This window comes from Caproicibacterium sp. XB2, from assembly GCF_044880635.1.
Taxonomy (GTDB): Bacteria; Bacillota; Clostridia; order Oscillospirales; family Acutalibacteraceae; genus Caproicibacterium; species Caproicibacterium lactatifermentans.
In genome coordinates this window covers 877,006-903,247 of the sequence record NZ_CP173227.1, presented here as the reverse complement: position 1 = coordinate 903,247, position 26,242 = coordinate 877,006, and the positions used below count along the sequence as shown (strand labels likewise).

Annotated in this window: 26 protein-coding genes and 5 tRNA genes; 5 read left to right on the top strand and 26 right to left on the bottom strand. The window is 44.2% G+C overall.

Annotation, left to right across the window (positions count from 1 at the left end):
* The first annotated feature begins 41 nt into the window (after positions 1–41).
* The 5 genes from scfA (at position 42) to ACIHKT_RS04350 (ending at position 4,515) form a co-directional block, all read left to right on the top strand.
* On the top strand, positions 42–188 hold the full coding sequence (gene scfA, locus ACIHKT_RS04370; protein WP_086035715.1) for a six-cysteine ranthipeptide SCIFF: 147 nt from the start codon (positions 42–44) through the stop codon (positions 186–188).
* Positions 189–283: 95 nt separating this feature from the next.
* A complete protein-coding gene (gene scfB / locus ACIHKT_RS04365) occupies positions 284–1,645 on the top strand; it encodes a thioether cross-link-forming SCIFF peptide maturase (protein ID WP_174193197.1) in 1,362 nt (453 codons plus the stop codon).
* 320 nt (positions 1,646–1,965) lie between these two features.
* Positions 1,966–2,607, top strand: coding sequence for a stage II sporulation protein M (locus ACIHKT_RS04360; RefSeq protein ID WP_086035713.1), 642 nt, complete (start codon positions 1,966–1,968; stop codon positions 2,605–2,607).
* 16 nt (positions 2,608–2,623) lie between these two features.
* Positions 2,624–3,517 (top strand): site-specific tyrosine recombinase XerD, encoded by an 894-nt coding sequence (xerD, locus tag ACIHKT_RS04355; RefSeq protein ID WP_086035712.1) that lies wholly within the window; start codon positions 2,624–2,626, stop codon positions 3,515–3,517.
* A 32-nt stretch (positions 3,518–3,549) separates the two neighbouring features.
* Complete coding sequence (locus ACIHKT_RS04350; protein WP_157658931.1) at positions 3,550–4,515, top strand: YesL family protein; 966 nt, start codon at positions 3,550–3,552, stop codon at positions 4,513–4,515.
* Positions 4,516–4,597: 82 nt separating this feature from the next.
* On the opposite strand, the gene ACIHKT_RS04345 is transcribed toward ACIHKT_RS04350, so the two are convergent.
* The 26 genes from ACIHKT_RS04345 to rplS all read right to left on the bottom strand — a co-directional run bounded on the left by ACIHKT_RS04345 (position 4,598) and on the right by rplS (position 26,101).
* On the bottom strand, positions 4,598–5,704 hold the full coding sequence (locus ACIHKT_RS04345) for a tyrosine recombinase XerC (RefSeq protein WP_086035710.1): 1,107 nt from the start codon (positions 5,702–5,704) through the stop codon (positions 4,598–4,600).
* Between the two features lie 66 nt (positions 5,705–5,770).
* Positions 5,771–6,565, bottom strand: a complete 795-nt coding sequence (locus tag ACIHKT_RS04340; protein ID WP_086035709.1) for a DUF6873 family GME fold protein — start codon at positions 6,563–6,565, stop codon at positions 5,771–5,773.
* 205 nt (positions 6,566–6,770) lie between these two features.
* Positions 6,771–8,162, bottom strand: coding sequence for a DNA repair protein RadA (radA, locus tag ACIHKT_RS04335; RefSeq protein ID WP_086035708.1), 1,392 nt, complete (start codon positions 8,160–8,162; stop codon positions 6,771–6,773).
* 64 nt (positions 8,163–8,226) lie between these two features.
* Complete coding sequence (locus ACIHKT_RS04330) at positions 8,227–9,009, bottom strand: N-acetylmuramoyl-L-alanine amidase (protein WP_157658930.1); 783 nt, start codon at positions 9,007–9,009, stop codon at positions 8,227–8,229.
* 58 nt (positions 9,010–9,067) lie between these two features.
* Positions 9,068–10,450, bottom strand: a complete 1,383-nt coding sequence (locus ACIHKT_RS04325; protein WP_086035706.1) for an MATE family efflux transporter — start codon at positions 10,448–10,450, stop codon at positions 9,068–9,070.
* The gene (locus ACIHKT_RS04320) at positions 10,434–10,967 is read right to left on the bottom strand and encodes a DNA-deoxyinosine glycosylase (RefSeq protein WP_086035705.1); all 534 of its coding nucleotides are present in this window, start codon (positions 10,965–10,967) and stop codon (positions 10,434–10,436) included. The genes ACIHKT_RS04325 and ACIHKT_RS04320 overlap by 17 nt, the downstream gene beginning before the upstream one ends.
* A gap of 74 nt (positions 10,968–11,041) precedes the next feature.
* Positions 11,042–11,116: transfer RNA gene (locus ACIHKT_RS04315), tRNA-Cys, on the bottom strand.
* 5 nt (positions 11,117–11,121) lie between these two features.
* Positions 11,122–11,197 (bottom strand) — tRNA-Gly (locus ACIHKT_RS04310).
* A 3-nt stretch (positions 11,198–11,200) separates the two neighbouring features.
* Positions 11,201–11,276: transfer RNA gene (locus tag ACIHKT_RS04305), tRNA-Phe, on the bottom strand.
* 5 nt (positions 11,277–11,281) lie between these two features.
* Positions 11,282–11,358, bottom strand: a tRNA-Asp gene (locus ACIHKT_RS04300).
* A 5-nt stretch (positions 11,359–11,363) separates the two neighbouring features.
* Positions 11,364–11,440, bottom strand: a tRNA-Val gene (locus tag ACIHKT_RS04295).
* Between the two features lie 86 nt (positions 11,441–11,526).
* Positions 11,527–12,429 (bottom strand): Hsp33 family molecular chaperone HslO, encoded by a 903-nt coding sequence (gene hslO, locus ACIHKT_RS04290; protein WP_086035704.1) that lies wholly within the window; start codon positions 12,427–12,429, stop codon positions 11,527–11,529.
* Between the two features lie 67 nt (positions 12,430–12,496).
* Positions 12,497–12,826, bottom strand: a complete 330-nt coding sequence (locus ACIHKT_RS04285; protein ID WP_086035703.1) for a YerC/YecD family TrpR-related protein — start codon at positions 12,824–12,826, stop codon at positions 12,497–12,499.
* A 132-nt stretch (positions 12,827–12,958) separates the two neighbouring features.
* Entirely contained in the window at positions 12,959–14,254 is a 1,296-nt protein-coding gene (gene lysA / locus ACIHKT_RS04280; RefSeq protein ID WP_086036844.1) for a diaminopimelate decarboxylase, read from the bottom strand.
* Between the two features lie 38 nt (positions 14,255–14,292).
* Positions 14,293–14,880 carry a ribosome biogenesis GTP-binding protein YihA/YsxC gene (gene yihA / locus ACIHKT_RS04275; protein ID WP_086035702.1) on the bottom strand — a complete coding sequence of 196 codons (588 nt, stop codon included), beginning with the start codon at positions 14,878–14,880 and terminating at the stop codon, positions 14,293–14,295.
* 9 nt (positions 14,881–14,889) lie between these two features.
* Complete coding sequence (gene lon, locus ACIHKT_RS04270; protein WP_086035701.1) at positions 14,890–17,262, bottom strand: endopeptidase La; 2,373 nt, start codon at positions 17,260–17,262, stop codon at positions 14,890–14,892.
* A 98-nt stretch (positions 17,263–17,360) separates the two neighbouring features.
* Positions 17,361–18,686 (bottom strand): ATP-dependent Clp protease ATP-binding subunit ClpX, encoded by a 1,326-nt coding sequence (gene clpX, locus ACIHKT_RS04265; protein ID WP_086035700.1) that lies wholly within the window; start codon positions 18,684–18,686, stop codon positions 17,361–17,363.
* 12 nt (positions 18,687–18,698) lie between these two features.
* Positions 18,699–19,301, bottom strand: a complete 603-nt coding sequence (locus tag ACIHKT_RS04260; protein WP_086035699.1) for an ATP-dependent Clp protease proteolytic subunit — start codon at positions 19,299–19,301, stop codon at positions 18,699–18,701.
* A gap of 42 nt (positions 19,302–19,343) precedes the next feature.
* Positions 19,344–20,741 carry a trigger factor gene (tig, locus tag ACIHKT_RS04255; RefSeq protein WP_086035698.1) on the bottom strand — a complete coding sequence of 466 codons (1,398 nt, stop codon included), beginning with the start codon at positions 20,739–20,741 and terminating at the stop codon, positions 19,344–19,346.
* Positions 20,742–20,849: 108 nt separating this feature from the next.
* On the bottom strand, positions 20,850–21,542 hold the full coding sequence (locus ACIHKT_RS04250; protein ID WP_086035697.1) for a metallophosphoesterase: 693 nt from the start codon (positions 21,540–21,542) through the stop codon (positions 20,850–20,852).
* A 40-nt stretch (positions 21,543–21,582) separates the two neighbouring features.
* Positions 21,583–23,088, bottom strand: coding sequence for a threonine synthase (thrC, locus tag ACIHKT_RS04245; protein ID WP_086035696.1), 1,506 nt, complete (start codon positions 23,086–23,088; stop codon positions 21,583–21,585).
* A 115-nt stretch (positions 23,089–23,203) separates the two neighbouring features.
* Positions 23,204–23,572 (bottom strand): YraN family protein, encoded by a 369-nt coding sequence (locus tag ACIHKT_RS04240; RefSeq protein WP_086035695.1) that lies wholly within the window; start codon positions 23,570–23,572, stop codon positions 23,204–23,206.
* The gene (locus ACIHKT_RS04235) at positions 23,565–24,197 is read right to left on the bottom strand and encodes a ribonuclease HII (protein WP_086035694.1); all 633 of its coding nucleotides are present in this window, start codon (positions 24,195–24,197) and stop codon (positions 23,565–23,567) included. Before ACIHKT_RS04235 ends, ACIHKT_RS04240 begins: the two co-directional genes overlap by 8 nt.
* Positions 24,194–25,069, bottom strand: a complete 876-nt coding sequence (gene ylqF / locus ACIHKT_RS04230; protein WP_086035693.1) for a ribosome biogenesis GTPase YlqF — start codon at positions 25,067–25,069, stop codon at positions 24,194–24,196. Before ylqF ends, ACIHKT_RS04235 begins: the two co-directional genes overlap by 4 nt.
* 3 nt (positions 25,070–25,072) lie before the next feature.
* Positions 25,073–25,639 (bottom strand): signal peptidase I, encoded by a 567-nt coding sequence (lepB, locus tag ACIHKT_RS04225; protein WP_157658929.1) that lies wholly within the window; start codon positions 25,637–25,639, stop codon positions 25,073–25,075.
* A 117-nt stretch (positions 25,640–25,756) separates the two neighbouring features.
* Positions 25,757–26,101, bottom strand: coding sequence for a 50S ribosomal protein L19 (gene rplS, locus ACIHKT_RS04220; protein WP_086035691.1), 345 nt, complete (start codon positions 26,099–26,101; stop codon positions 25,757–25,759).
* Positions 26,102–26,242: the final 141 nt, after the last annotated feature.

The window sequence follows — 26,242 nt, the reverse complement described above, 5'->3', positions numbered from 1 at the left end:
GTTATAATGAAAGAAACTTTGAGGAAAGGTCGGAAAATTTCATGAAGCAGATTAAAACACTGAATCAGGCAAACTTGAAGGAAAGCTGCGTTAAGGGTGGCTGCGGTGAATGCCAGGCATCCTGCCAGTCTGCCTGCAAAGTTTCCTGTACAGTTGCAAACCAGAAGTGCGAAAATAAAAATCGCTGAAACAGCTGACATAATGTCCTGTTAAAAACGCACAATTTTCGTAAGGGGCAGGCTGTGTCTGCCCCTTTATTTTTGTAATAATGGAGTTTTAAAAAATGATACATAAGTACACACTTAACGGCTTCCAAATTGTTCTGGACACAAACTCCGGTGCTGTTCATCTATTTGAGCCCGCACCATATGACCTGTTGGATTATCTGGACGATTCCGTTCCGGAGCAAATGCCTGAGGCTGCCAAAAAAGCGCTTTTGCCGAAATACGGTGCTGACACTTTAAATGAAGCTTATCAGGAGCTTCTGGCACTGCAGGCAAAGGGACAGCTGTTCTCTTCCGACGATTATGAACAATTTGCCGGTATGATGAAAGACGCACCTATTAAGTCCATGTGCTTGAATATTGCACATGACTGCAATCTTCGCTGTGCCTACTGTTTTGCAGCACAAGGTGACTTCGGCAAGGGACGTATGCTGATGCCTTTTAAAGTAGCCAAAGCTGCTATTGATTTTCTCATTAAAGAATCCGCCAGCCGTTATAATTTGGAGGTCGATTTCTTCGGCGGTGAACCGCTGATGAACTTTGATGTTGTAAAACAAACGGTTGCCTACGCACGCAGCCTGGAAAAAAGGTACAATAAAAATTTCCGCTTTACAATCACCACAAATGGTTTGCTGCTTGATGATGACAAAATAGATTTTATTAATCGGGAGATGTCCAACTGCGTTCTGTCTCTTGATGGCCGCAAAGAAGTGAATGATCGGCTGCGCGTCTGCCCGGACGGCAAAACCGGTTCTTATGATATAATTGTGCCAAAATTTCAAAAGCTCGTTGCCGGCAGGGGAGATAAGGACTATTATGTCCGCGGTACATTTACAAAGCATAACCTTGACTTTGTAAATGATATTCTGGAAATGGAGCGGCTCGGCTTTGATGAGATTTCAGTAGAGCCTGTTGTTTCTGACCCTATGCTTCCATATTCCATTCAAGAAGAGGACTTGCCTGTTGTATTTAAAGAATATGAGCACCTTTCAAATGTAATGATTGAAAAAAAGAAATCAGGAAAGTGCTTTAACTTTTTCCATTTTATGATTGACCTGAACCAAGGACCGTGCGCAATTAAGCGTCTGCGCGGCTGCAGCTGCGGTAATGAATACGTTGCGGTAACTCCTTTGGGAGAAATTTTCCCATGCCACCAGTTTGTCGGAAATGATGAATGGATTATGGGAAACGTATTAGATGGAACATATGACCATGAAATGAAAAATCGTTTCGCTGCCGCCAACGTTTATACAAAATCGGAATGCAAAAACTGCTGGGCAAAATTCTATTGCAGCGGCGGCTGCAATGCGAACAACCAAAAATACGAGGGCAGCATCTTGAAGCCACACAGCATTGCCTGCCAGCTGGAGAAAAAACGCCTGGAATGTGCAATTATGATTCAAGCGGCAATGGCAGAATAAAATCCTTTTTTGCGCCTGCTTATGCACAAACAGCAGGTGCCTTTTTGTTTATCATATAAGAGAATTGTATCATTTTATGCCTTTCCAATTATGTTATGCCTTTCCAATTATGCACTTCTCATAATTTTATGGCAATTTGCGGCTATCTGTTGAAACAAATAAAAAATAGGTATAATATAGGAAAAGACTGCCTTTCGTGATACCTTTTCCGTTGTGTGCTGCAGGAACGGAAGGGACATATCTGTACTGCCTGATTCATACATTTATCTGTAACACAACAGACGAGTACCGAGAAGAAAAAATGGAAAGGCAGCAATCCTATGAAAATTGTTTTGCAGCATTTACCCCAATCACTTCCGGATAAAACACAACTGAAAGAAGCGCTTTCACAAAATCGCATTTTAGCTGCTCTAGCAGCCGTTCTTCTTGGAGGAGTGGTTTGCGGGGCTTTGCTCTCTGCAAAAGCGGGGCTTCCCACTTTGAAAAAGCTGGATTTCCTTTTTAACAGCAACTATACACTTCACAATGGTTCGTCTTTATTGTCCGTTTTTTTCGCTTCGGCAGCTTCTTCCTTCGTATTTATCCTAACCTGCTTTTTGTGTGGGCTGTCAGTGTGGGGGGCTTTGCTGGTTCCTTTTGTACCCTTTATTCGGGGAATCGGTTTAGGCATGACAAGCGGATACTTGTATACATCCTATGGCCTGCATGGAGGCATTTTTTATGCAGTTATCTTACTGCCAGGAGCTTTCTGCAGCTGCCTTGCTATTCTCTGGGCTGCAAAAGAAGCGCAGCTCTTTTCTCACCGCCTTTCCCGTGCAGGACTGTCTGAAGAGGGCGTACCACCTAAATTTATAAAGTATCTCTCGCAGTTTGCCCGTATTTTGGCACTGGCTTTTTTAGGCGCCGGCGCAGATACTTTTTTTTCATGGGCCTTTGCGGGATATTTGATATCTTGGTTATAAAGAGAGAAGGAGAAAAATGAAAGCGTATTGTTCAGAATTCGGTACATACCTTTCAAAAGTAAAACGGGTTTCTCCCAATACATTGGATTCCTATTTACGTGATATTTCTGATTATCTGCATTTTTTAGAAGAACAGCATATCTTTTCACCGGCACAAGTGAACCAACAGACGGTAGAAAACTATATTCTGCATTTGCAAAACCAAAATAAATCTGCCGCAACGATTACAAGACATGTAGCATCTATCCGCTGTTTTTATCAATTTCTCGTGCAAAACGGGGAGACCGATACCAATCCAGCAAAAGAGATTAAGCTTAAAAAAGCACCACCAAAACTTCCTGAAACCCTTAGTGGGGACGAAATCGAGTTGCTTTTATCCCAGCCGGATACTTCGCAGCCGAAAGGATGCCGAGATAAAGCTATGCTGGAACTTTTATACGCAACCGGTACTCGCGTCTCAGAATTGGTAAACCTAAATGTAGGGGATATTAACCTCCACACTGGTATTTTATACTGCAGGGGAGAAAGGGGAGGCCGTATCATTCCTGTTTACCACCAAGCTGTTATGGCCGTATCAGATTATTTATTTCATGTGCGAAAAGTAATCGCCGACCCAAAAGAGAAACAAGCCTTGTTTACAAACTTAAACGGTCATCGACTGACACGACAAGGCTTTTGGAAAATCATCAAAGGCTACACCCGGCAGGCAGGTATTGCAAAAGAAATTACGCCGCATACGCTGCGACATTCTTTTGCCCTTCATCTATTGGAAAATGGGGCAGACCTGAAAGATATTCAACACATGTTGGGCCATGCGGATATTTCTTCAACACAAGTGTATCTGCATTTACTAAATGACCATGTAAAGCAAGTTTACCGTCATTGTCATCCAAAGGCTAAATTGGGATGATGAATATCTTGCTTGCAGGATATTTTAAATGAGTGTATGATAAACATAAAAGAAAGATTATTTTATTAAAGGGAAGTCACATTATGGGTCTTTTTTCAAACTATAATCGCCCTGGTCCTGGCATATCTAAAAACGAACCAAAGCCAAACAGATTTGTTCATTACTGGCAAATTTTCGGCCGGCATTTTTGGGATTTCATAAAATTGAATCTTCTGTTTGCCGTACCGGCCATCCTTCTGCTGGTTGCTTTCGTAGTGATTGATGCAAAAACCAAAAGCATTCTTTTGGCCGGTTTGCCGCTTATCGCTTTATCACCGTTTCTTGCCGGACTCACCTATGAAACGCGAAACTACATCAGAGAAGAGCATGTATTTATTTTACATGACTTTTTTCAGAAGCTAAAGGAAAACTGGAAGCAGTTTTTATCAAACGGAATCATTTGCTATCTAGTATACGGCACATTAAGCATTGCTATTCCTTTTTACGCTTCTGCGCAGAATCAAAAACAGCTGGGTATGCCTATTATCATTGCCGCTTTTGCCATTAGTTTTGCCATCCTATTTATCTTTACTTCCATGCAGTTTTACATTCCTTTGCAAATTGTTACTTTCAATATGAAGTTGTCCCAAATGTACAAAAATGCAGGTATTTTTGCAATTTCAGCATTGGGTTGGAACCTCATTGCATTTGCCATTAGTGCGGTACTGGCTTTCTTCTTGTTATCCTTTATGTGGATAGGACAATATATTGCCTTATTTCTGTTGATTATTTTTGCAGTCGCGCTGTTTTTCCTCTGGAGTTTCTGGTCCTACACTGTGAACTCATTGGTTTATCCTATTATTGACCGGCATATGCTGCAGCCGGCATTGAAGGAAAAAGAAGCTTCCGAAGGAAATGAATCCTCCATGATGGAAGAGGAGGGAATCCCGGATTTTACAGATTGGGATACCATCCATAAAAAAGACACGAACGACGACGATGATGACGAAGAAGACTAATAAATTTAACCAGAAAAAAGCCTGCCCTTGAACTTGAAAAAGCAAGGGTAAGCTTTTTTTATTTTTATCTGTCTGAAGTTTTTTATTTCTGATGCTGTAGTATATGAGGGGCTGGCTGTGTTTGTGTGGCAGTTGTATCATCCTGCTGTTTCGGTTGCTCTATTTCTGCTGCTCCTTCCGTTTCTGCTTGTTCTGCTTGTTCAGATTCAATTTGCTTTTCCGTTATGTGAGAAAGGGGATTAGACTCAGCTGCCTTTTCCATCTGTTGATTGGAAAGATGCGTATAGATTTCAGTTGTACCCAAATTTTCATGTCCCAAAATCTCTTGCAGAACACGGATATCTACTTTTCCTTGTTGATACATCAAAGTTGCGGCCGTATGCCGCAGTTTATGGACACTATATCCTGAACCGCCCAGTTGAATACCGGATAGGTACTTTTTGACGAGATACTGCACGGTTTTAGGGCTGATTCGCTTTCTCTGTTTGCTGATAAACAGGGCGTATTTGTCCTTTAGGTGGTCCTTTGGGCGGACTTTCAAGTAATTGTCAATCGCGTGCAAACACGCTTCATTGAGGTAAATAATTCGTTCTTTATTGCCTTTGCCAAGGATTCGCAGGGTATTGCTGCCGCGTCTAATATCATTTATGTTAATTCCGACCAATTCAGATAAACGCATTCCGCAGTTCAAAAAGAGAATCAAAATGCAGTAATCGCGTTCCTTAAAGGGGCCTTTGACTTGCTTTAAAAGGTCAATACTTTGGTTCAGTGTTAAGTACCTGGGCAGGCTTCGCTTTACTTTAGGAGATTCCAGCTCTTGAATGGGATTATCCTTCAAAAGATGCGCTTTGTGCGTTAGATAATTGTAAAAAGCCCGTAAACTGCAGCACTTTCGTGATCGGGCCGCAGGACCATTGTGGCGAACAGCCATCAAATAGTTCATGAATTCATAGGCCTCCGTCAAGGTAACCGACTTAACAAAAGTGAGGTCTATATCTGCAATCGAGATATCCGCTAGAGGTTTATCCGCCAGCGAAGGCTCCCGATGCTGTTTTAGATACCGAAAAAAAGTACGCAAATCTAAATAATATTCTTCAACCGTTTTTGGAGATTTACCTTTAATTGTTTGTAAGTAGCCTAAAAATTGCTTAATGATGATTGGAGCTTCATTCATATATTTTTCTTTCATAACGTGCTTCCGGCCTCCCCAAATTATACAAAATGTTCATTTTGTATAATTACGTTTTTTGATTTTTCATCTCTTCTTATACTCTTTTTCTTTTACAGGCAAAATACCGCCGATGTCCTGCAGCAGTCCATTGCCTAAGGATAACGCCCGAACATGGTGTTCCTTTAAAAATCGAATAATTTGTTCTACCTGTGGATGACTCCAAACTGAACCAGCAAACGCTAAAACATTCGGTGCTAATTTTCCGCAGCTGCCGCCAATAAATCCATATGGATAGCCATCCAGCTGAACCATCCCAGGCCGCAGCTGCAAAACGTCCAAACCAGCTTTTCGCGCTGCGGCCGCAATTCCATTGTCTTCGGTTATAATGGACCTTTCATCTACAACTGCTATATTGCACTTGGTGTATCCCTGGCGAACCGGTATGAATTCTATTTTTTGTTGTTCTTGCTCCTCTTTATAAAATTTTTGAAGTTCTTTGCACATACATCTTGGATTTGCAAAAACATAAGATCCGACTCTGGCTGCATTCAAACTGCAGTCCTCTGGATATTTGGAAAATTTATGAACATTTGTTCTGAAAAGAGAAATACCTCTTCGCAGAAATTCCGCTCGCAAGGATTCATCTGTACAAAAGCCTGTTTGGCTGCCCGTTAAGTGGCACCGCATATCTGCATGGGAAGACACCGAACCTGTGAACCGGTTATCCGCAGTAACTTTCATAACTTTAATAGAAAGGGCCTGTAATGCCTTCACAACAGAAGCTGGAGTCATTTCTGACACCGCGACTAAGGTAACACGCTGCTGCGGTAAATTTGGAATTTCAATTCCACGTGAAATGATAGCTTCTCCTCTCTGCATAAAAGCAATTTTTTTACCTCATACTGAAATAAAAAAGGAAAAGTGAGGTAACCAAAAATGCTTGTTCATTGTGACCAGGACTGTGCTTATCAAAAGGACGGATACTGTACGGTAGAACCGCCCTCGGCCATCACGCACTATGAACCGAACGGCTGTATCCACTGTATTCGCACAATACCGCGCGCCGTATATGAAGCAAACACCACTACTCCTGCTGAAGCGCCGCAAAAGCCTGTCTCACATTTTTAACGCCGGTCAGCTGTATCGTTGTATTTGCCTGCCGGCCGCTAAGATACTTTAAATTGTACCACGGAAGAATGCATCGATGAAAACCCATTCGTTCTGCTTCTCTGATACGCTGTTCTGCATGCATAACTGAACGAACCTCTCCCGTTAAGCCCACTTCTCCAAAAATGACCGCATCATCGGCAATCGGTACATCCTTCAGGCTGGAAACCAGCGCCATGGATACCGCCAAATCACACGCAGGTTCGTCCAAACGCAGACCGCCTACTACATTTAAATAGGCATCAAGATTTGAAAAATAATAGCCCGCCCGCTTTTCCAGCACCGCAAGGAGTAAATTCATGCGGTTATAGTCAAAGCCGGTTGCCATTCTTCTGGGATTCCCAAAGCCGGACGAAGTGACCAGTGCCTGCAGCTCCGCCAATATAGGACGGCTGCCTTCCATCACACAGGTAACACAAGTACCGGAAACATTCGTTGGCCGACCCGTCAGCATAGATGCTGACGGGTTTTCTACTTGATGCAGCCCCGTTTCTTCCATATCGAAAACACCAATTTCATTGGTGGAGCCATACCGGTTTTTTACCGCGCGCAAGATGCGGTAGCTCATCTGACGGTCACCTTCAAAATATAAAACCGCATCAACAATATGTTCCAAGACCTTCGGCCCAGCAATGGCTCCGTCTTTGTTGACATGACCTACCATGATTGCAGGAATCTCCATTCCTTTTGCGATATGCATAATCGCATTTGTGCATTCACGAACCTGTGTAACGCTGCCGGGAGCGGAGTTTAATTCTGTATCATTCATCGTTTGAATAGAGTCAATCATCAATAAATCCGGTTTTTCCGTTCGGACCTGCTCCAAAACTCTTTGTATATCTGTTTCCGTCAAAATATAAAGATTGTCTGGCTCCACTCCCAATCGGTTTGCCCTTAGCTTAATCTGTCGGCTGGACTCCTCACCAGAAACATATAGAATTTTCAGAGTATTTCCTAAATAAGCGCAAATCTGCGTTAATATCGTTGACTTACCGATTCCCGGTTCACCACTAATTAAGATGATGGAACCTTTTACAATTCCACCACCTAGAACGCGGTCCAGTTCCGAAACGCCCGTTTTATAGCGTGGCTCCTCCTCCATGCTAATTTCTCGAATTGGTGTCGCCTGCGGCGCTGTTTGATGATAAATTCCCTGCCCTATACTACCGCGCCGCATCGAAACAGCTGGCTCCTGCAGCGCTTCAGACATGGTATTCCATGCACCGCATTCCGGACATTTTCCATACCATTTTGCAGATTCATATCCGCATTCTGTACATCTATAAATACTTTTTAGTTTTCCTGCCATCGTTTGTTCATTCCTCATACCAATAATTAATGGACTAATGGATTTGTGTTTAATTTTTTCCTAATTACTTTATTATAGCGGAGGATACGGAGGAATACAAGCGGTTTGAAGACACAGCAGAGGACACTGCAGCACCCTGCTTCTGATAATTCAAAATTCCGTGTGTAACAGCGTCGGCCATTTTCTGCTGATAAGCAGTATCGTTTAGCAGTTTTGCTTCTGAGGCATTTGAGAGGAAACCACACTCTATTAGGATTGCCGGATCTTTTGCATGTGCCAGCAAATAAATGGAACTGGTAGCAGCTTTGTTTTCCCGTTTATTTTGGGGCTGTACACTGGATACGATGGATTGCCGTATAGATTCCGCAAGAATTTTGCTTTTGGGGTGATTCGACGAATAAAACACCTGTGCACCATTATAATAACCATCTGCAAAATGGTTTTGATGGATACTAACGAAGATACCGCCCGGATTTTCCTGCAAAATAGAAAGCCGTTTATGAATATCAGACACTTTCCGTTCATGCAAAGTGGAGAGTGTGTTGTCCCCCAACATTGTATCATCTGTACGTGTCATAACAACACGGCAGCCTGCAGATGTCAATCCTTTTTCAATTTTCTTCGTTATCGATAGATTTAAAACTTTTTCGGGCACAGGCGAGCAACCGACTGCTCCCCCATCTTCTCCACCATGTCCTGCATCTAAAACCACAAGCGGTCGTACAGCCGCCGCAGCCACAGCTGTTTGTGCAGTATGGAAACAGGAAACAGAGAGCAAAAATAAAAATAGGACGCAGACAGTAATAAAAGCTGCCAGCATCCAAATATTGATATGTTTTACTTTCATTTTCATTCCTCCTCTTTCGCATTTACATTTATATGTTGACAGAGGAAGGAGCAGAACCTTACAGCTTTTGAAGCAGAGTCTTTTTTAGGCGAATATGAAGGATGATGCTTGTAAGTAGAGATGAAACTTCTGCAATCGGAAAAGCAAACCATACTGCATTTACCCGTCCTGTTACTTGAGCCAAAATGGCTGCCGCTGGAAGCAGCACACACAGCTGCCGCATAAGCGTAACAATCAGGCTGTATGTGCCTTTACCTACAGCTGTAAACTCGGCAGACAACAAAATTCCCAGTGCAGCCGGAAGAAAACAAAGGCTGATGGTGCGCAGTGCTGGAATGCCCATTGAAAGCATACTTGGCGACGCATCGAATATTTTCAGCAGCTGACCCGGAATTGCCATAAACAAAGTCATGCCAAACAGCATAATGCATACAGCAATAACAATCCCGATACGCAAGCAGCTATTTAAGCGCCTTTTATTGTGGGCACCATAATTATACCCCATAATCGGAATAATGCCCTGGTTCAGCCCAAAAACGGGCATAAACACAAACATCTGCAATTTAAAATATACACCGAAAACCGCTACAGCTGTATTACCTATATCTTTAAACGTAATAAGGATTGCGTTTAGTCCACTAGTCATAACAGAACCAATCGCATTCATAACAATGGACGGCAAACCGACGGTATAGATATCCCGAATTGTCTGCCAGCTGAAATGGAAATCCCGCAAAGAAATATGTACTTCCATTTTCTTATGGCGTATCACATACACAGCCACCAAAAGGGAAAGGAACTGCCCAATAATCGTTGCAATCGCTGCACCGGCAACGTCCATATGCAATGTAAAAATAAAGATTGGGTCCAATATAATATTAGCAACCGCCCCTGTTAGTTGGAAAATCATGGGATATACCATGTTTCCAGTTGCGCCAATGACTTTTTCAAGGTTAGCTTCAAAGCAAAAGCTAAAAGAACCAATGCACACAATTTGCATATACTGCACAGCCCACTTTAGGATTTGTGGATTTTTTGTGAAAGAATGCGCAAATGGAGCTGCCGCAAAAAGGCCAAGAAGCAGAAAAAATACATAGTTAAGGGCACTGAGCAGCACGCCATGGTCCGCCGCCAGATTTGCTTCCTTTATTTTTTTCTCGCCAAGCCGCCGGGCAATCAGTGAATTCATGCCGATGCCAGTACCAATACAGACAGCAATTAAAAGATTCTGTATTGGAAAGACCAATGAAACTGCTGTAATAGCGCTTTCATTGATGCGAGAAACAAAAATACTGTCTACAATATTATAGAGCGCCTGCACCAGCATAGAAAAAATAGTAGGCAATGACATGCTAATGACTAAAGGCACCATTTTTTGTACACCCATACGGTTTGGCTGTGGTGTTTGCTTTGATTCAATTTGCTTAACAGCAGTTTCCATTCTTTTCTTTTTCTTCTCCTTCTTCTACTTTCTTCGCGATATAACGATATTCCTGTACGAGTTCAGTAAAAGAAACTCTGCAATTTGCCGGGCTAGTGGACGGTAAAGAAACCGCTTGTAAATGCGTCGTAGGAAAAACCAATTTTTGGTACAGGGAATATGCTTTCTTCCCTGTTGTAAAGACGGCATATACATTTGTCCTGCTTAGCAGCTTTGGAATATCATTTGGCTGTGGGTCCTTGATACTTGAATCATCTGCACCACTAATAGAACAGGCACGAAGTACGTCCCATAGTGCAATATGATTTTGTAGCAGCAAGGTTTTCTTTTCGTTTATGGTACTTGGTACCGGCTGATGAAAGACAGTTGCCAATACGCGCCAAAAACGATTTTGTGGATGTCCATAATAGAATCCGGTTTCACGCGACTTTGGCGATGGCATGGTGCCCAATATCAGGACACGGGAATCAGCCGCAAAAACAGGTCGCAGCGGATGTTCAACTGTTTGAGTATTCATGTTCCCGGTTACTTCCTCCATTCAGATAAAAAAAAAGTAAACAGAGAAAACAAAGCTCTCTGTTTACTGCGACATGGAGGCGTCACCCAGATTCGAACTGGGGCATCAGGGTTTTGCAGACCCATGCCTTACCACTTGGCTATGACGCCAAACATGGAGCGAACGACGAGGATCGAACTCGCTACCTCCACCTTGGCAAGGTGGCGCTCTACCAAATGAGCTACGTTCGCAAATGGTGCCTCCGAGCGGAATCGAACCACTGACACGGGGATTTTCAGTCCCCTGCTCTACCTACTGAGCTACAGAGGCAAAAATGGCGACTCGGAACGGGATCGAACCGTCGACCTCTAGCGTGACAGGCTAGCGTTCTAACCAGCTGAACTACCGAGCCACTGCTGGTGGGAACAATAGGACTCGAACCTATGACCCCCTGCTTGTAAGGCAGGTGCTCTAACCAGCTGAGCTATGCTCCCAATTTTTGCTGCGCTGCTGTTGTTCATCAGCGACGTGTATTATAATACACCATCATTTGATGAATGTCAAGGGATTTTTTAAAAAATTATTTGTTGTTTTTGCTTTTTTCGACAGTAGCCGCCAAGCACTGCAGTTCTTCCTCGGAAAAACGATATTTACGCCCACAAAATTGGCATGTTGCTTCCGCATATCCAGTTTTCTTATTTGCCAAAGAACGAATGTCTGCTGGAGACAGCGTTGACAGCGCGCGCAGCACCCGCTGTTTTGAACAGCCACAGGCATAGGCTACTTTGCTTTCGTCCAGCTTTTTAAACGGCATTCCCTGTAAAGCCAGGTCACACATATCTTCTATGCTATTCCCACAAGCCAGCATTTTTGTAACGGCGGGCAATTTTGCTGCATTCTTCTCCAGCTGTTCCAGCTCATCCCCTGTAACACCCGGCATACCCTGTATCAGCAAGCCGCCGGCCAGTATCTGCGCCTCGTTTTCTTTTCCCACCAAAACACCCAAAGCACACACCGTAGGTATCTGCTCACTATATGCATAGTACGCTGCCAAGTCTTCTGCAATTTCTCCTGACACAAGCTGGGTCTGTCCCGAGTAGGGTTTATGGCCCTTATCATCGCGGACAACGGTTAACAGACCATTACGGCCAACAACTCCACCTACGTTCAATTTTCCGTTTGGTTTCAGCGGAAGGTCCGCTTCAGGATGTACAGCATATCCGTGACAATTTCCAAAGCAGTCTGCTTCTGCCGTTAAGCTCCCAATTGGGCCTCCACCACTGATTTTCACTTGTAAGCTGGAACCCTGGTCTTTCAACATGGCACCCATCATAGATGTTCCTGTCAGTAAACGGCCCAAAGCGGCTGTTGCGGTTGGACTGGTATGGTGAATCTGCTGTGCTGTTGCTACCATGTAAGTAGAATCTACAGCACAAGCCATAATGTGGCTGCTTTCTGTAAGGCAACGAATCATTCTATCCATAAAACTTGGTCTTTCCTTTTTATGAGTTTCCAGTAAAATCTACGTAAGTATACATGGCCAAAATTGTTTATTGGTCATTCTTCGTTTCTTTTTTGTCGTTTTCTTCTGCTTTTTTATCCAAGCGGTCAAAAACCAACTTATAACCATCGCACCCGTAATTTAACGAACGGTTTACTCGGCTGATTGTTGCAGTAGATGCATGTGTGATGTGTACAATATGCTGATAGTTCTGCTTTGTACTCAACATATGCGCAACCAGCAAGCGTTGTGACATGGCCTTAATCTCCGGCACGGTGCACAAATCCTCAAAAAAAGCATAGCATTCCTCTGGAGTCTTTAAAGAAAGTACCGCCTGAAAAAGGAAATCTACACTGTCATCTTTAATTTTTGAATTCAAATCAGTTCACTCCTACATTGTTCATTGCAATATTTTGTCGTTGTTCCTATTTAAAATTTTACTCTAAAAAAGTGCAAAAGTAAAGGGCATTTTGCTGCCCTTTACCTCATGCTGTATTCTATTCACTAAGACTTACAAATCGTTCTGCACAAGGTCTGCATAGGATTCTCTGCGCACAGCGACACGCGGGCTGCCGTCCTTTACAAAGACGACCGCCGGGCGTGGAACACGGTTGTAATTAGACGCCATTGAATAGTTATAGGCACCGGTGGAGAGAACCGCCAAGATGTCCCCGGGGGCGCACTTCTGGATAGGTGTGTGTTCCTGTATCAAATCGCCGGATTCGCAGCAGCGGCCGGCAATCGTCACGGTATAATCCCGTGGCTTTTCTGCCTTGTTTGCAACGATTGCTTCATAAGTGGATTGATACAGAATGTAGCGGGGATTATCTGTCATGCCGCCATCAACCGAAACATAGGTCCGAGTATTCGGAATGCTTTTAACAGCACCTATGGTATAGAGTGTTAAACCCGATTCTCCCACAATGGAACGGCCTGGCTCGATATAAATTTTAGGCAGTGCCAGATTGTATTCACTGCAGCAACTATGTACAGTTTTTGAAACCTGCTCCATGTACTGGTCATAAGGAACCGGTTGGTCCTGCTCGGTATATTTAATACCAAAGCCGCCGCCCAAATTGAGTTCCTGCAACTCTGCACCTGTTTCCGCCTTAATATCCCGTATAAAAGTCAGCATTACTTTGGCCGCCAGCAGGAAGGGCTGAATCTCGAAAATTTGGGAACCAATATGGCAGTGCAGGCCAGTCAAAGTAACATTTTTCGCCTGCAGGGCTTCTTTCACCGCCGCCATAGCCTCGCCCGTTTCCAGTGCAAAGCCAAACTTGGAATCTATCTGGCCGGTACGAATGAATTTATGGGTATGGGCATCAATACCGGGCTTAATCCTCAGCAGAATATTGGCATGACCGTGCATACAACCGGCCAGATTATCCAGCGTATGTAACTCTGTCAAATTATCCACCACAAAATGACCGACACCACAGGTTAACGCGTATTTCATTTCTTCCGTCGTTTTATTGTTACCGTGGAACTGAATACGTTCTGGCGGGAACCCTGCCTGCATGGCAGTGTACAGTTCTCCACCGGACACAACATCCAGTCCCATTCCCTCGTCGTTCATAATGCGGCAGATTTCTTTGCAGCAAAATGCTTTACTGGCAAAGAGCGGTAGTCCGTTGCCATGGTAGCATTTTTCAATGGACTGTTTGTACATATTGCAGATTTTACGAATCCTGTTCTCATTCATAACATAGAGCGGCGTGCCATATTGTTTGGCCAGTGCAACTGTATCCGCACCGCCAAATAACAGATGACCTTCTTGATTGATTTTCAGATCTTCATTCAGCATTTTCATCTTTCCCACCAATCCTGTGTTATATTTTATGATTATTTCGTGGATTCACAAGCCTTTTTGATAGCAGAACGCAGATTTCCTACGCCCTCCCCGCTGCGGGCGGAAAAGATGTGAAGTGGGGCATGTGTCTGCTCGGACAACTGCTGCAATGCCGCCTGCCTTTCCCTGCGCTGTGAAACGTTCAGTTTATCGCTTTTGGTTGCCAGCAGCAAAAACGGAAACTGATTGTGCAAAAGAAACTGTATCATCTGCATATCGTTTTCCGTTGGTTCATGACGCATATCTAAAATCTGTATTACCAGAACAACGGGACGGTCTTCGGCAAAATAACCGTCCACCAGCTCGGCCCAGCGCAGCTTTTCTTCTTTGGATACCTTTGCATAACCATATCCAGGTAGGTCAACGAAACGACAGCCATCTAAACGATAAAAATTGATTGTCGCTGTTTTCCCTGGCTGCCCGCTCACCCGTGCAAGGGACTTCCGGTTAAGCAGCTTATTGATGAGCGAAGATTTTCCTACATTTGATTTCCCGGAAAATACGATTTCAGGAAGCGTTCCTTTTGGCAGTTGTTCTTTTATCCCTGCAGCAAATTCGAACTGTGCCGATTCAATCTTCATATATACTCCTTACTGCTGAACTGCCTGAAATGGATTCTTTATTAAAGCATTTTTTAAAACCTGGTCAATATGTTCCATGGGCAAAAACTCAACAGAGTCTTTAACAACCTTATCTACCTCTTCCAAATCAGATACATTATCCTTTGGAATTAAAACAGTTTTAATGCCTGCCCGGTAAGCAGCCATCGTTTTTTCCCGCAGACCACCGATAGGTAAAATACGCCCAAGCAGCGTGATTTCACCGGTCATAGCAACATCATGGTGAATCGGGATTTTCGTCAGCGCACTGGTGATAGCGGTAGCCATAGCCGCACCGGCACTTGGGCCATCCTTAGGGACAGCTCCTTCCGGCGCATGAATATGAATATCGTATTTGCTGTAAAAGTCGCTCGGTATGCCGAGTTTATCAGCACGTGTACGAATGCAGCTGATAGCTGTCCGTGCGGATTCTTTCATAACATCACCTAATGAGCCAGTCAATTCAATCTTTCCAGTTCCAGACATAACCGCTACTTCTATTGGCAGCATGACACCACCCACGGAAGTCCACGCAAGACCATTTACTAAACCAACAGTATCTTTTTTATTTAAAGATTCGTCACGGAACTTGCAGGGCCCTAAGAAATTCTCCAGATTTTTCGGCGTAACACGAACTACAAGCTCTGGGTCCTCAACGATTTTCACAGCACTTTTTCTGCAAATAGTAGAAATCTGTCGTTCAAGGCCACGAACGCCGGCTTCCCGCGTATAGCCGCCAATGACTGCACGAATTGCTGAAGGAGCAATTCGCAGATTCTTATTGGAAATGCCGCTGTTTTTCAGCTGCTTCGGAACCAGATATTTAGTCGCAATCTGAAATTTTTCTTCATGCGTATAGCTGCCAAGGGTAATGACATCCATTCGGTCATACAAAGGTTCCGGTATATTGGAAGCATCATTTGCTGTCGTAATGAAAAACACTTTGCTTAAATCGAATGGCATATCAACATAGTGGTCTTCAAATGTGCTATTTTGCGCACTGTCTAGAACCTCCAGCAAGGCAGATGAGGGGTCACCACGGTAATCATTACCGAGCTTATCGACCTCATCCAGCAGCAAGACGGGATTGTTCGTTCCTGCTTTCTGAATTGCATTGATAATTCTGCCAGGCATAGCACCAATATAGGTTCGGCGGTGCCCACGTATATCAGATTCATCATGCACGCCGCCTAGGCTCACACGCACATATTTGCGTCCCATTGCTTCTGCGACAGAATGCGCTATACTGGTCTTGCCAACTCCCGGAGGGCCGACAAGACATAGAATTTGGCCCTGCACATCTGGATTCAATTTTTTTACTGCCAGTGACTCAATAATGCGGTCCTTTACTTTTGTCAAGCCATAGTGGTCCCTATCTAAGACGCGGCGAGCCTTTTGCAGGTCAATATGGTCTTTTGATGACTTGTTCCACGGCAAAGATAGGCAGGTTTCTACATAAGTAATAATGACACTGCCTTCATGAGAACCTTCCGGCATTCTCGCCAGTCGGTCACATTCTTTCAGCAGCTTCTCTTCCTGTTCCTGCGGCAGTCCGGCTTTTTTAACGCGGTCCCGAAGCTGGTCGGCCTCCTGCAAAGGATTGTCAACTTCACCGAGTTCATCTGCAATCGCTTTCATTTGCTCCCGCAAATAATAATCTCGCTGGTTTTCATCTATCTGGTCCTTTGCCTTTTCAGAAATTTTGGATTCGATAGATAAAATCCGCAGTTCCGATTTCAGCATAGCGCTCAGCTTCTTTAAGCGCCGGTAGGGATGAAGCTCCTCAAGTATTTCCTGCTTTTTATCGTAATCCAGCGAAACATTCATGGCAATATAATCGGCCAGTTCCCCACAATCCTTTTTCTGCACAACGCCCATAACAATGTCGGGAGCCACATGGGTGTAGTTCTGAATATAGTCTTGAAATAAAGATTGTGTGTAACGAATCAATGCCTCAGAATTCGGTGTAGAGTTCCGCTTTTTATCCTCTATTTTTTCTACTTCTGTTAACAGGAAAGGATTTTCTGTTTTAACTGCACATACCTTTGCCCGATACAATCCTTCGGTAAACAAACGAATTCCATCATCTGTACGCCGAACAATCTGGCGAATGCGGGCAACGACACCTACGGAGTAAATATCCTTCGAGCCCGGATCATCCACGGACAAATCCTTTTGTGTAACCAGAAAAATCAGCTGGCCTTCTTCCATGGATTTTCCAAGCGCAAGAATAGATTTTCTGCGGCCAACGTCAAACTGCAGCATCATTCCCGGGAAAATAACCAATCCACGCAGAACAAGTGTGGGTAGTATTTGTGTATCTTCGGGAGCAAGCTGCACTGGGTCCACCTTTTCTATAACCATTATCTGTCTCCTTACTAAAAAAGGCTGCTGCGGGTAACAAAAGTCTGGGTTACCACATACAACAGCCCTCATATTTTAAAATAACAGCAGAACAAGCTTCAAGCGGTGTCCCGACGTCCTTTATTCTTTGGAGGATTTGGAAGTGCCATTTTTATCTTCACCGGCTGACGGTCCGGATTGTAAACCAGTTCTGGCTTTGCACCAGTGTTAACTGTATCAGCAGTAATAACAACTTTCTCCACCGTATAATCAGAAGGAACATCATACATCAACTGTGTAAGCAATTCCTCCATGGCAGAACGCAAGCCACGCGCACCTGTATGGCGTTCAATCGTTTTATGTGCGATTGCCTGCAAAGCATCATCGGAAAATTCGAGGTCAACCTTATCCAGCTGGAACAGCCGTTTATACTGGCTGACCAAACTGTTTTTGGGTTCTGTCAGTATACGCACAAGTGCGTTTTCGTCCAAACCGCTTAGCGCAGTAATGACTGGCAAACGGCCCACTAGCTCCGGAATAATGCCAAACTTCACAAGGTCATGTGGTTCGACCTTGGACATCCAGTTCATTGCATCCAATTCCGTTTTGCTGTGCACTTCCCCACCAAAGCCCAGAGAAGTGGAAACATTCCGGTCCTCTACAATTTTTTCGAGGCCATCAAAAGCACCTCCGCAGATAAACAGAATATTGCTTGTATCAATCTGCAGAAACTCCTGCTGAGGATGCTTTCTGCCACCCTGCGGTGGAACATTGGAAACTGTTCCTTCCAGGATTTTCAGCAAAGCCTGCTGTACGCCTTCACCACTAACATCTCTGGTAATAGACGGGTTTTCGGACTTTCGCGCAATTTTATCTATTTCGTCAATGTAAATAATACCGCGTTCAGCCCGCTCAATATCGTAGTCAGCAGCCTGAATTAAGCGAAGCAGAATATTTTCTACATCCTCACCAACATAGCCGGCTTCTGTCAGGGTTGTAGCATCCGCTATAGCAAAGGGGACATCCAAAATGCGTGCCAGTGTCTGTGCCAAAAGCGTTTTGCCAACACCGGTAGGCCCCAGCAGCAACACATTACTCTTTGAAAGCGTAACATGGTCGTCTTCACCATAATAGATGCGCTTGTAATGATTGTACACAGCAACAGACAATGCTACCTTTGCAGCATCCTGTCCAATCACATATTCATCTAAGCGTTTTTTAATCTCATGCGGTTTTGGCAGTTCTGCTGCATTCTCCTGTGCGGGTTCTGTATGATGATGAGTAGAGAGATTCATTTCATCGTTCAGAATGGACTGGCACAGTTCTACACAGGAATCACAGATATATACTCCTGGTCCGGCGATTAATCTGCGCACCTGACTCTGCGGTTTACCACAGAAAGAGCAGCATATCTCCCGGTCGGTAATATCACCATTGTTGGACATGCAATCACCTGCTTATCTTTGTGTAATAACTTTATCAATCAGCCCATATTCACAGGCTTCTTCGGGTGTCATAAAGTTATCCCGGTCAGTATCCCGTTCAATGACTTCCAGCGGCTGTCCCGTATTCTTAGCCAGGAGCTGGTTAAGCAACTTTTTCTTGCTTTCCAAATAGTTAGCATGAATCATAATATCAGACACCTGTGACTGTTGCATACCGGCACTGGGCTGATGAATTAAAATATCTGTGTTCGGCAGGGAATAGCGTTTCCCTTTGGTACCAGCAGACAGTAGAAAAGAGCCCATGCTTGCTGCCAATCCAAGGCAGATTGTAGAAACATCGCACTTAACATACTGCATAGTATCATAAATGGCCATTCCAGCGGTTACAGAGCCACCAGGACTGTTAATGTATAAGCTGATATCTTTTGAAGGGTCCTCTCCTTCCAAAAACAAGAGCTGCGCTACCACCAAGCTTGCCGTTGCATCGGTTACTTCTTCATTCAGCATAATAATACGGTCATTCAGCAGTCTGGAAAAAATATCATACTGCCGTTCTCCGCGGTTTGTTTGTTCAACAACATAAGGAACTAAATTGCTCACGATAAACCCTCCCATAGAACTGCACACAAAAAGCAGTATTGGTCTTACAGGATAAACTTATTCAGCGCTGTCCTTTTTGTCTGCTGCTTTTTTTGTTGCAGAGCTTTTTGTGGCTTTTGTCTTTTTTGCTGCAGTTGCCTTTGTGGATTTCTTTTTCTTCTCTGCCGGCGCATCCATTACATCAGCCTGGTCACGCACAAAATCGATTGCTTTTTCGACAGCCAAATCGGAGGCCAGTGCTTCTTTTTCTACCACTGCCTTAATCTTATCCACGTCTGTCTTGTACTGGTCAGCCATCTTCCTGTATTCTTTTTCGATATCTTCATCAGAAGCAACCAGTTTTTCCTGTTCTGCAATCTTCTCTAATGCCAAGCGAACCTTAACCTGACGCTCAGCCTGCGGCTCAAAAGCTTTCCGCAATTTTTCCTGATCCATGCCCGTGTATTTCATGTATGTCCGAATATCCAGTCCCTGGCTCTGCAGACGATAGCTGAAGTCACGAATATCATCGTTTGCCTTATTTGCGTACATGGCAGCCGGAATTTCGCCCTTTAGGGAAGCAACCAAAGAATCAATCAGTTGGTTATCCATATCATCCCGAACGGCCTCTTTCTTATCAGCCTCCAGATGCTTCTTAACATCTGCTTTGTATTCCTTCAGAGTATCGAATTCGCTGACATCTTTTGCAAATTCATCATCGAGTTCCGGAAGTTCACGGACTTTAATCTCATGAATTTTAACTTTAAAGACTGCTTCTTTACCCTTCAAGTCTTCAGCATGATAATCCTGCGGGAAAGTAACATTGACATCGAACTCATCGCCGGTATTTTTACCGATAATCTGGTCTTCAAATCCCGGAATAAACTGACCGGAACCCAAAGTCAGAGAGAAGTTATCGGCTTTTCCGCCTTCGAAAGATTTGCCGTCAACGGAACCGTCAAAGTCAATATCAACAATGTCGTCTTTTGCTGCAGGACGGTCATCAACCGTAACCATACGGGCATCGCGTTCCTGAACCTTTTTCAGCTCTGCATTTACTTCATCGGCCATAACTTTTTCGGATTTTTTGGTAACTTTAATTCCCTTATACCCATCAATTGTTACTTCCGGCTTGACCGTAATGGTGGCCTTAAAAACCAAACCGTCTTTCTCATCGACCGAAACAACGTCAAAGTCGATTTTGTCCTGAATCATATCCAGCTTAGCTTCTTTCACAGCTGCGTCCAGAGCGTCCGGATACACTTCATTTACAGCACCTTCGTAAAAGATATTGGGGCCGTAAAGCTTTTCAACAACAGAACGCGGTGCTTTGCCTTTGCGGAAGCCGGGAACGGCAATGCGGTTCTTCTGCTTTTTATAGGCATGGTCGACAGCGGCATTAAAAGTTGAGGCATCAACAGCAACCTCTAACTGCCAGCGATTTGTATCGACCTTCTTGGATGATTTCAGACTCATATTGATTTCCTCCTGCAAAATTGCAAATTATCGTTTAACAGTATAACATACTTATAGTTGATTTTCCATAAAAACTGACAAGAATTTAAAAATGCGTAACATTCTGCCTTACTCACGCACCAACAGCGGGCAGAAAGAAAGGTAGTCACATGAAATCAAGTGCATACGAATGCCGCGGTATTCTCCAATAACAGCACGTTTGGCAGCCTGACTCCCATGGATATGGCCAAAGTAGCAGTCTGAAACATTATGCTTTTTTAGTACCTCGAAAATTTCATCACAGCAGGCATTATCATAAACCGGCGGATAGTGCAAAAAGGCGACCGGAATACCGCCAAGCTTTTCACCCGCCTGTAAAGATGCTTCTAACCGGCCAACTTCCCGGTTAACGATTTTCATATCCTGTGCTGTCTGAGGATTGTACAGCCACCCGCGGCTGCCGCAAACGGCCAGTGCTCCAACTCTTACTGCTGAATTATGTATGATGGAAATTGTTGAAAAGCCACATGCGGTGAAAAAGTTTTCCAGTTTAGAACGGGTGGACCACCACAGGTCATGGTTTCCTTTTAAAATCAGTTTATGTCCAGGAAGGCGGTCAATATAACTGAAGTCTGCCTGTGCCTCTTCCAGTTTCATCGCCCAACTGATGTCTCCCGCGATAACGACTGTATCTTCTGGCTTTACCACAGCTTCCCAATTCTTTTCAAGTCGTTCTGTATAATTATCCCATCCTGGGAAAACGTCCATTGGCTTGTCTGTTCCAAATGACAGATGCAAATCTGATATTGCATATAATGCCATCTCTTCTAGTCCCTTCTGCAAAACGGACCGGTTTTAAAATTCACGAGTCAGCCCCGATCAGTTTCAGTGTCTTGGAAAACATCTCATCCGGTCTGCAGCAATTTGCAAAACGGACCGTTTTGCTCCGCAGCGCCTGGATAGGCTGCGGAATCGGTGTTCCCGTAACAGTAGCCAGTTCCTGTATCTTAGCAAAGTCATCGTCAGATGCCGCACTGCCCCCAATGGCCTGCAGCACACTGTCAGCAAATTTGTACGGGCTGGCTGTAGAAGCAATGATTGTCGGCGTACTGGCATCTCCTGTTTTGGAAACATACTGCTTATATACATTTACTGCAACTGCGGTATGCGGATCACAGAGGTAGTTCTCCTCCTGATACAAAGTGTGGATTTCTTCTTTCGTCTTTTGATCATCACAAAATCCAGCCCAAAAAATATTTTTCAGCTTCTGCATGACGTCATCATTTACCTGATAAGTCCCGGTCTGTGACAGTTCCTGCATCCAGTTCTTCACCTGTTCGTCAGAACCGGTTAAAGTACTGAGCATGCGTTCCAAATTGCTGGAAATAAGAATATCCATAGACGGAGAAATAGTCGTATAGAATGCGCGGTTGCGATTATAGCAGCCTGTCCGCAGAAATTCTGTCAAAACATTGTTGGCATTACTGGCACAAATCAATTTTTTAATTGGCAGGCCCATCTGTTTGGCGTAATAAGCGGCCAAAATATTCCCGAAGTTTCCTGTGGGAACAGCCACATTAACTTCCTGCCTATCTTGAATCTTGCCATTCACCATGAGGTCACAGTATGCTGAAATGTAATAAATAATCTGTGGTAAGAGCCGACCCAGGTTAATAGAATTGGCGCTGGAAAACATCATTCCATTTTTCGCTAGTTTTTGGCACATATCAGTATTGATAAAAATCTTTTTCACACCTGTCTGTGCATCATCGAAGTTACCTTCTATTGCACAAACAGCAACATTTTCGCCTTCCTGTGTAACCATTTGGCGTTTCTGCATGGGGCTGACGCCGTTCTGCGGGTAAAATACAAGGATTTTCGTCCCTGGTACATCCTTAAAGCCTTCCAGTGCAGCCTTTCCGGTATCCCCTGATGTTGCTACCAAAATGACTGCCGTTTTATCGGTGTGTATTTTCTGACAGCTTTTTGTCAAAAGATGTGGCAAAACCTGCAGAGCCATATCCTTAAAGGCACAGGTCGGGCCATGCCAGAGCTCCAGCAGATACATGCTGCAATCCTGTTCCTGCAGAGCTGACAGTTGTGCAGGTCCACCCGGAAATTTTTTTTCCGTATAGGCAGCCTGTACACAGTCTGCAATTTCTTTTTCTGAAAAATCTGTTAAAAAGAGGGACAGCACTTTCTGGGCACGTTCCACATAGCTGCACTTCTGCATTTGCTCCAAATCGTGGCTGCTTAATTTTGGAATCTCCTGTGGAACAAACAGACCTCCGTCCTGACAAATGCCTTGCGCAATCGCCTGAGCGGCAGAAACCTTTTTCCCGAAATCACGGGTTGATAAATACTGCATAAAAGAATAGCCCCCCACTTTCTGGATGCAAATATGGCGAAACCGGCCGGTGGTTTATTGCGTTATCATTTTAGTATATTTTTCAGCTGTTGTCAAAAAGCTTTTCCGATTTAACTTAAGAAATGCCATCTGCAGTAAACGCATTCTTCAAATACTGATATTGCAGTACAGTAAGTCCATCCTTCCCTACTGTAATCCCCATAACATCAAAACGAGGCTGCAACTGCGTAGGAAAATGCATCAAATATGTCTGCGCTGTCTTGAAAATTCTGCGCTGTTTCTGTGGGGTAACCGCCGCCAGCGGAGAAACCATTGCATTTGCTGAACGGGTTTTGACTTCTAAAAAAATAAGATGTATTTCATTGGAAGCAATCACATCAATTTCCCCATATCTGGAATGATAGTTCCGCGCCTCAATGCGGCAATGCTTTCGCTGCAGATAGGCAGCTGCAAAATCCTCCCCAACTGCACCAGTCCTATGCATGCGCTTCTCCTAATATCTTTTTTAAAAAAGTTTTTCTATGAATGGGACATGGACCATATTCCAATAAAGCACGGCGATGCTGGACTGTTCCATATCCTTTATGTTTTGCAAACCCATATTGCGGGTACATTTCGTCCAGTTGAATCATTAAGCGGTCCCTGCTAACTTTTGCAAGGATAGATGCTGCCGCTATGCTTTCGCAGCAGCCGTCTCCCTTTACAATCGTTTGAACCGGTATGCCAAGTGGTGGCATCTGATTGCCATCCACCAAAGCCATCTGCGGCAGCGGTGTTAATTTTTGTACCGCACGGCGCATTGCTAAAAAAGTAGCTTGTAAAATGTTAATCTGGTCAATTTCCTTTTCTGTCGCAAAACCGACACCCCACGAAACCGCTTTTTCGGTAATCAAAGAATACAGCGCTTCTCTTTTTTTCGGAGACAGCTTTTTAGAGTCATTGACGCCGTCTATAACACACCCTTCCGGTAAGATAACCGCACCAGCAAAAACCGGACCTGCCAGTGGGCCGCGTCCCGCTTCATCTACCCCACAGATAACAGAATACCCTTTCCGCAGATAAGCACGTTCATACAAAAGCCAATCCACAGGCTCATTCTGTTTGGTCATTGTACGCCCCCCGCCTGTTCCAACGTAATGCGTCCAATCTTACCTGCACGAAATTCATCCAGCAGCATTTTAGAAGTACGCTCTGTGTCAATCTCGCCGCCGGAAACCAGCATACCACGTTTCTTTCCAACCAGCTGCAAAATCTGCCAACCTTCCATACCGGAAAAATCTGTTTCTCCAAGTTTGTAGCGGCTACGTACAGCATTCGGGTATAAACGGCAGAGCAGTTCCAGAAGGCGCGATGCAAGGTCCTCTAAATCGAGAATATCGTCTTTCACAGCACCCGTAAACGCAAGGTGTTCGCCTACCATTTTGTCCTCAATTTTTGGCCATAGTACGCCGGGCGTATCCAGCAAATCGAATCCCTTTCCAATCGAAAACCACTGATTCGAGCGAGTGACACCTGGCCGATTCTCTACTGCAGCATGACTGCCATGTGAAAGGCGATTGATAAAAGATGATTTTCCAACGTTTGGAATACCAATAACCATCACACGAATCGTACGTCCCGTCATGCCTTTCTGCTTCCAGGAAGCTATCTGTGGTGCCAGCACTTTGCGCACAGCGGGCTGAAAAGCACCCAGCCCCTTTCCACTCTTGCAGTCGATATCTACCGCTTCTATATTCTTTTGTTGATAAAAAGAAACCCATTGTTTTGTAGCAGTTGGGTCTGCCATATCCCGTTTGTTCAATAAAATGATTCGCGGCTTTCCCTGAATAATGTGTTCAAGGATTGGATTTCGGCTGCTGACAGGAATCCGCGCATCCGCAATTTCAGCAACAGCATCTACCTGTTTTAAGGATTTTTCAATTTGCTTTTTGGCACGGGCCATATGACCCGGAAACCACTGTATAGATTGTGCTTCGCTCATGTTTCACCCTTTAATCTTTCCAAAATGTGAAAATGGGAAAAGAACCAGCTGCGCTTTTCCCAAAACATCTTTCTGATCAATCAGTCCAATTTCACTGCTGCGGCTGTCCAATGAAATAGAACGGTTATCTCCCAAAACAAAGATCTTGCCCTCCGGTACGGTCAGCGGATAATGAACATTTGTTCCTTCCTGCTCTGTCTTTATACCTTTTACCAGATAAGCACTTTCATCCAGTGCTTGGCCATTAACGGATACTATTCCCGCATGGATGTCAACAGTCTGTCCACCTGTAGCAACTACTCTCTTAATGATAGGTTCTCTGCTGTTCGTATGTTCTATTACAATAACATCCCCGCACTGCAGTGATGTTCCAAAATAAGTAAGCAAAACTTTATCACTGGAAAACAGATTTGGCTGCATAGACGGTCCACTGACACTGACAATCCGCAAACAAAATGAAAAAGCCAAAACCAATATGACAACCGCAATAAACAGCGCATCAGCCCACTCATAGCATGACTGTACTTTGCTGTGATGGGCCGAACCAACCTTGTTACTGCGTATCTGCATGAAATTATCCTCCAAAGCCAAATTCATAAATCTTCTATGCCTGGTACATGATGAGGATGAATATTAAAAAAAGGGACACATTCATGTCCCTTTTTCGGCCTATTCACAGCTTTTCTTTTATTTAACAACTTCACGCAGTTTAGCAGCTTTGCCCACACGGTCACGCAGATAATAGAGCTTTGCGCGGCGAGTGTGGCCTTTGCGGATAACTTCTACTTTTTTGACGTTCGGAGAATGGAACGGGAAAACACGCTCCACGCCAACACCATAGGAAACTCTGCGTACCGTGAATGTTTCGCTGACACCCGAACCGCGGCGGGCAATGACAGTACCCTCAAATGCCTGGATTCTTTCGTGGTCACCTTCACGGATGTTAACACTTACACGGATGGTGTCGCCGACTTCCAGCTGAGGCTTGTCTTCTTTTACAGAGTCCTGTGCAATTAACTGTAATGCGTTCATGATTTTTCCTCCTGTTTCAGGCATTCATGCTTCCTTTTTAGGGTAAGCAGAGGACTGCCCGCTTCAATGTCACATATAATCGGGCATTGACTCCCGCCGGGAGCGGCGGACTTCAAATGCCTATATAGTATATCACAAGCT

Bases quoted from the DNA above. Each gene is read 5' to 3' on its own strand.
- rplS (WP_086035691.1), bottom strand. From the start codon at position 26,101: ATGAACGCATTACAGTTAATTGCACAGGACTCTGTAAAAGAAGACAAG.
- thrC (WP_086035696.1), bottom strand. From the start codon at position 23,088: ATGCAGTATTTATCAACCCGTGATTTCGGGAAAAAGGTTTCTGCCGCT.
- scfB (WP_174193197.1), top strand. From the start codon at position 284: ATGATACATAAGTACACACTTAACGGCTTCCAAATTGTTCTGGACACA.
- lon (WP_086035701.1), bottom strand. From the start codon at position 17,262: ATGGTTATAGAAAAGGTGGACCCAGTGCAGCTTGCTCCCGAAGATACA.
- clpX (WP_086035700.1), bottom strand. From the start codon at position 18,686: ATGTCCAACAATGGTGATATTACCGACCGGGAGATATGCTGCTCTTTC.
- ylqF (WP_086035693.1), bottom strand. From the start codon at position 25,069: ATGAGCGAAGCACAATCTATACAGTGGTTTCCGGGTCATATGGCCCGT.
- ACIHKT_RS04240 (WP_086035695.1), bottom strand. From the start codon at position 23,572: ATGCATAGGACTGGTGCAGTTGGGGAGGATTTTGCAGCTGCCTATCTG.
- lysA (WP_086036844.1), bottom strand. From the start codon at position 14,254: ATGCTGAATGAAGATCTGAAAATCAATCAAGAAGGTCATCTGTTATTT.
- lepB (WP_157658929.1), bottom strand. From the start codon at position 25,639: ATGCAGATACGCAGTAACAAGGTTGGTTCGGCCCATCACAGCAAAGTA.
- ACIHKT_RS04235 (WP_086035694.1), bottom strand. From the start codon at position 24,197: ATGACCAAACAGAATGAGCCTGTGGATTGGCTTTTGTATGAACGTGCT.
- tig (WP_086035698.1), bottom strand. From the start codon at position 20,741: ATGAGTCTGAAATCATCCAAGAAGGTCGATACAAATCGCTGGCAGTTA.
- ACIHKT_RS04340 (WP_086035709.1), bottom strand. From the start codon at position 6,565: ATGCAGAGAGGAGAAGCTATCATTTCACGTGGAATTGAAATTCCAAAT.
- ACIHKT_RS04360 (WP_086035713.1), top strand. From the start codon at position 1,966: ATGAAAATTGTTTTGCAGCATTTACCCCAATCACTTCCGGATAAAACA.
- ACIHKT_RS04325 (WP_086035706.1), bottom strand. From the start codon at position 10,450: ATGGAAACTGCTGTTAAGCAAATTGAATCAAAGCAAACACCACAGCCA.
- ACIHKT_RS04320 (WP_086035705.1), bottom strand. From the start codon at position 10,967: ATGAATACTCAAACAGTTGAACATCCGCTGCGACCTGTTTTTGCGGCT.
- ACIHKT_RS04260 (WP_086035699.1), bottom strand. From the start codon at position 19,301: ATGGGAGGGTTTATCGTGAGCAATTTAGTTCCTTATGTTGTTGAACAA.
- hslO (WP_086035704.1), bottom strand. From the start codon at position 12,429: ATGGATAGAATGATTCGTTGCCTTACAGAAAGCAGCCACATTATGGCT.
- xerD (WP_086035712.1), top strand. From the start codon at position 2,624: ATGAAAGCGTATTGTTCAGAATTCGGTACATACCTTTCAAAAGTAAAA.
- yihA (WP_086035702.1), bottom strand. From the start codon at position 14,880: ATGAAGATTGAATCGGCACAGTTCGAATTTGCTGCAGGGATAAAAGAA.
- radA (WP_086035708.1), bottom strand. From the start codon at position 8,162: ATGGCAGGAAAACTAAAAAGTATTTATAGATGTACAGAATGCGGATAT.
- scfA (WP_086035715.1), top strand. From the start codon at position 42: ATGAAGCAGATTAAAACACTGAATCAGGCAAACTTGAAGGAAAGCTGC.
- ACIHKT_RS04330 (WP_157658930.1), bottom strand. From the start codon at position 9,009: ATGAAAGTAAAACATATCAATATTTGGATGCTGGCAGCTTTTATTACT.
- ACIHKT_RS04250 (WP_086035697.1), bottom strand. From the start codon at position 21,542: ATGGCATTATATGCAATATCAGATTTGCATCTGTCATTTGGAACAGAC.
- ACIHKT_RS04345 (WP_086035710.1), bottom strand. From the start codon at position 5,704: ATGAAAGAAAAATATATGAATGAAGCTCCAATCATCATTAAGCAATTT.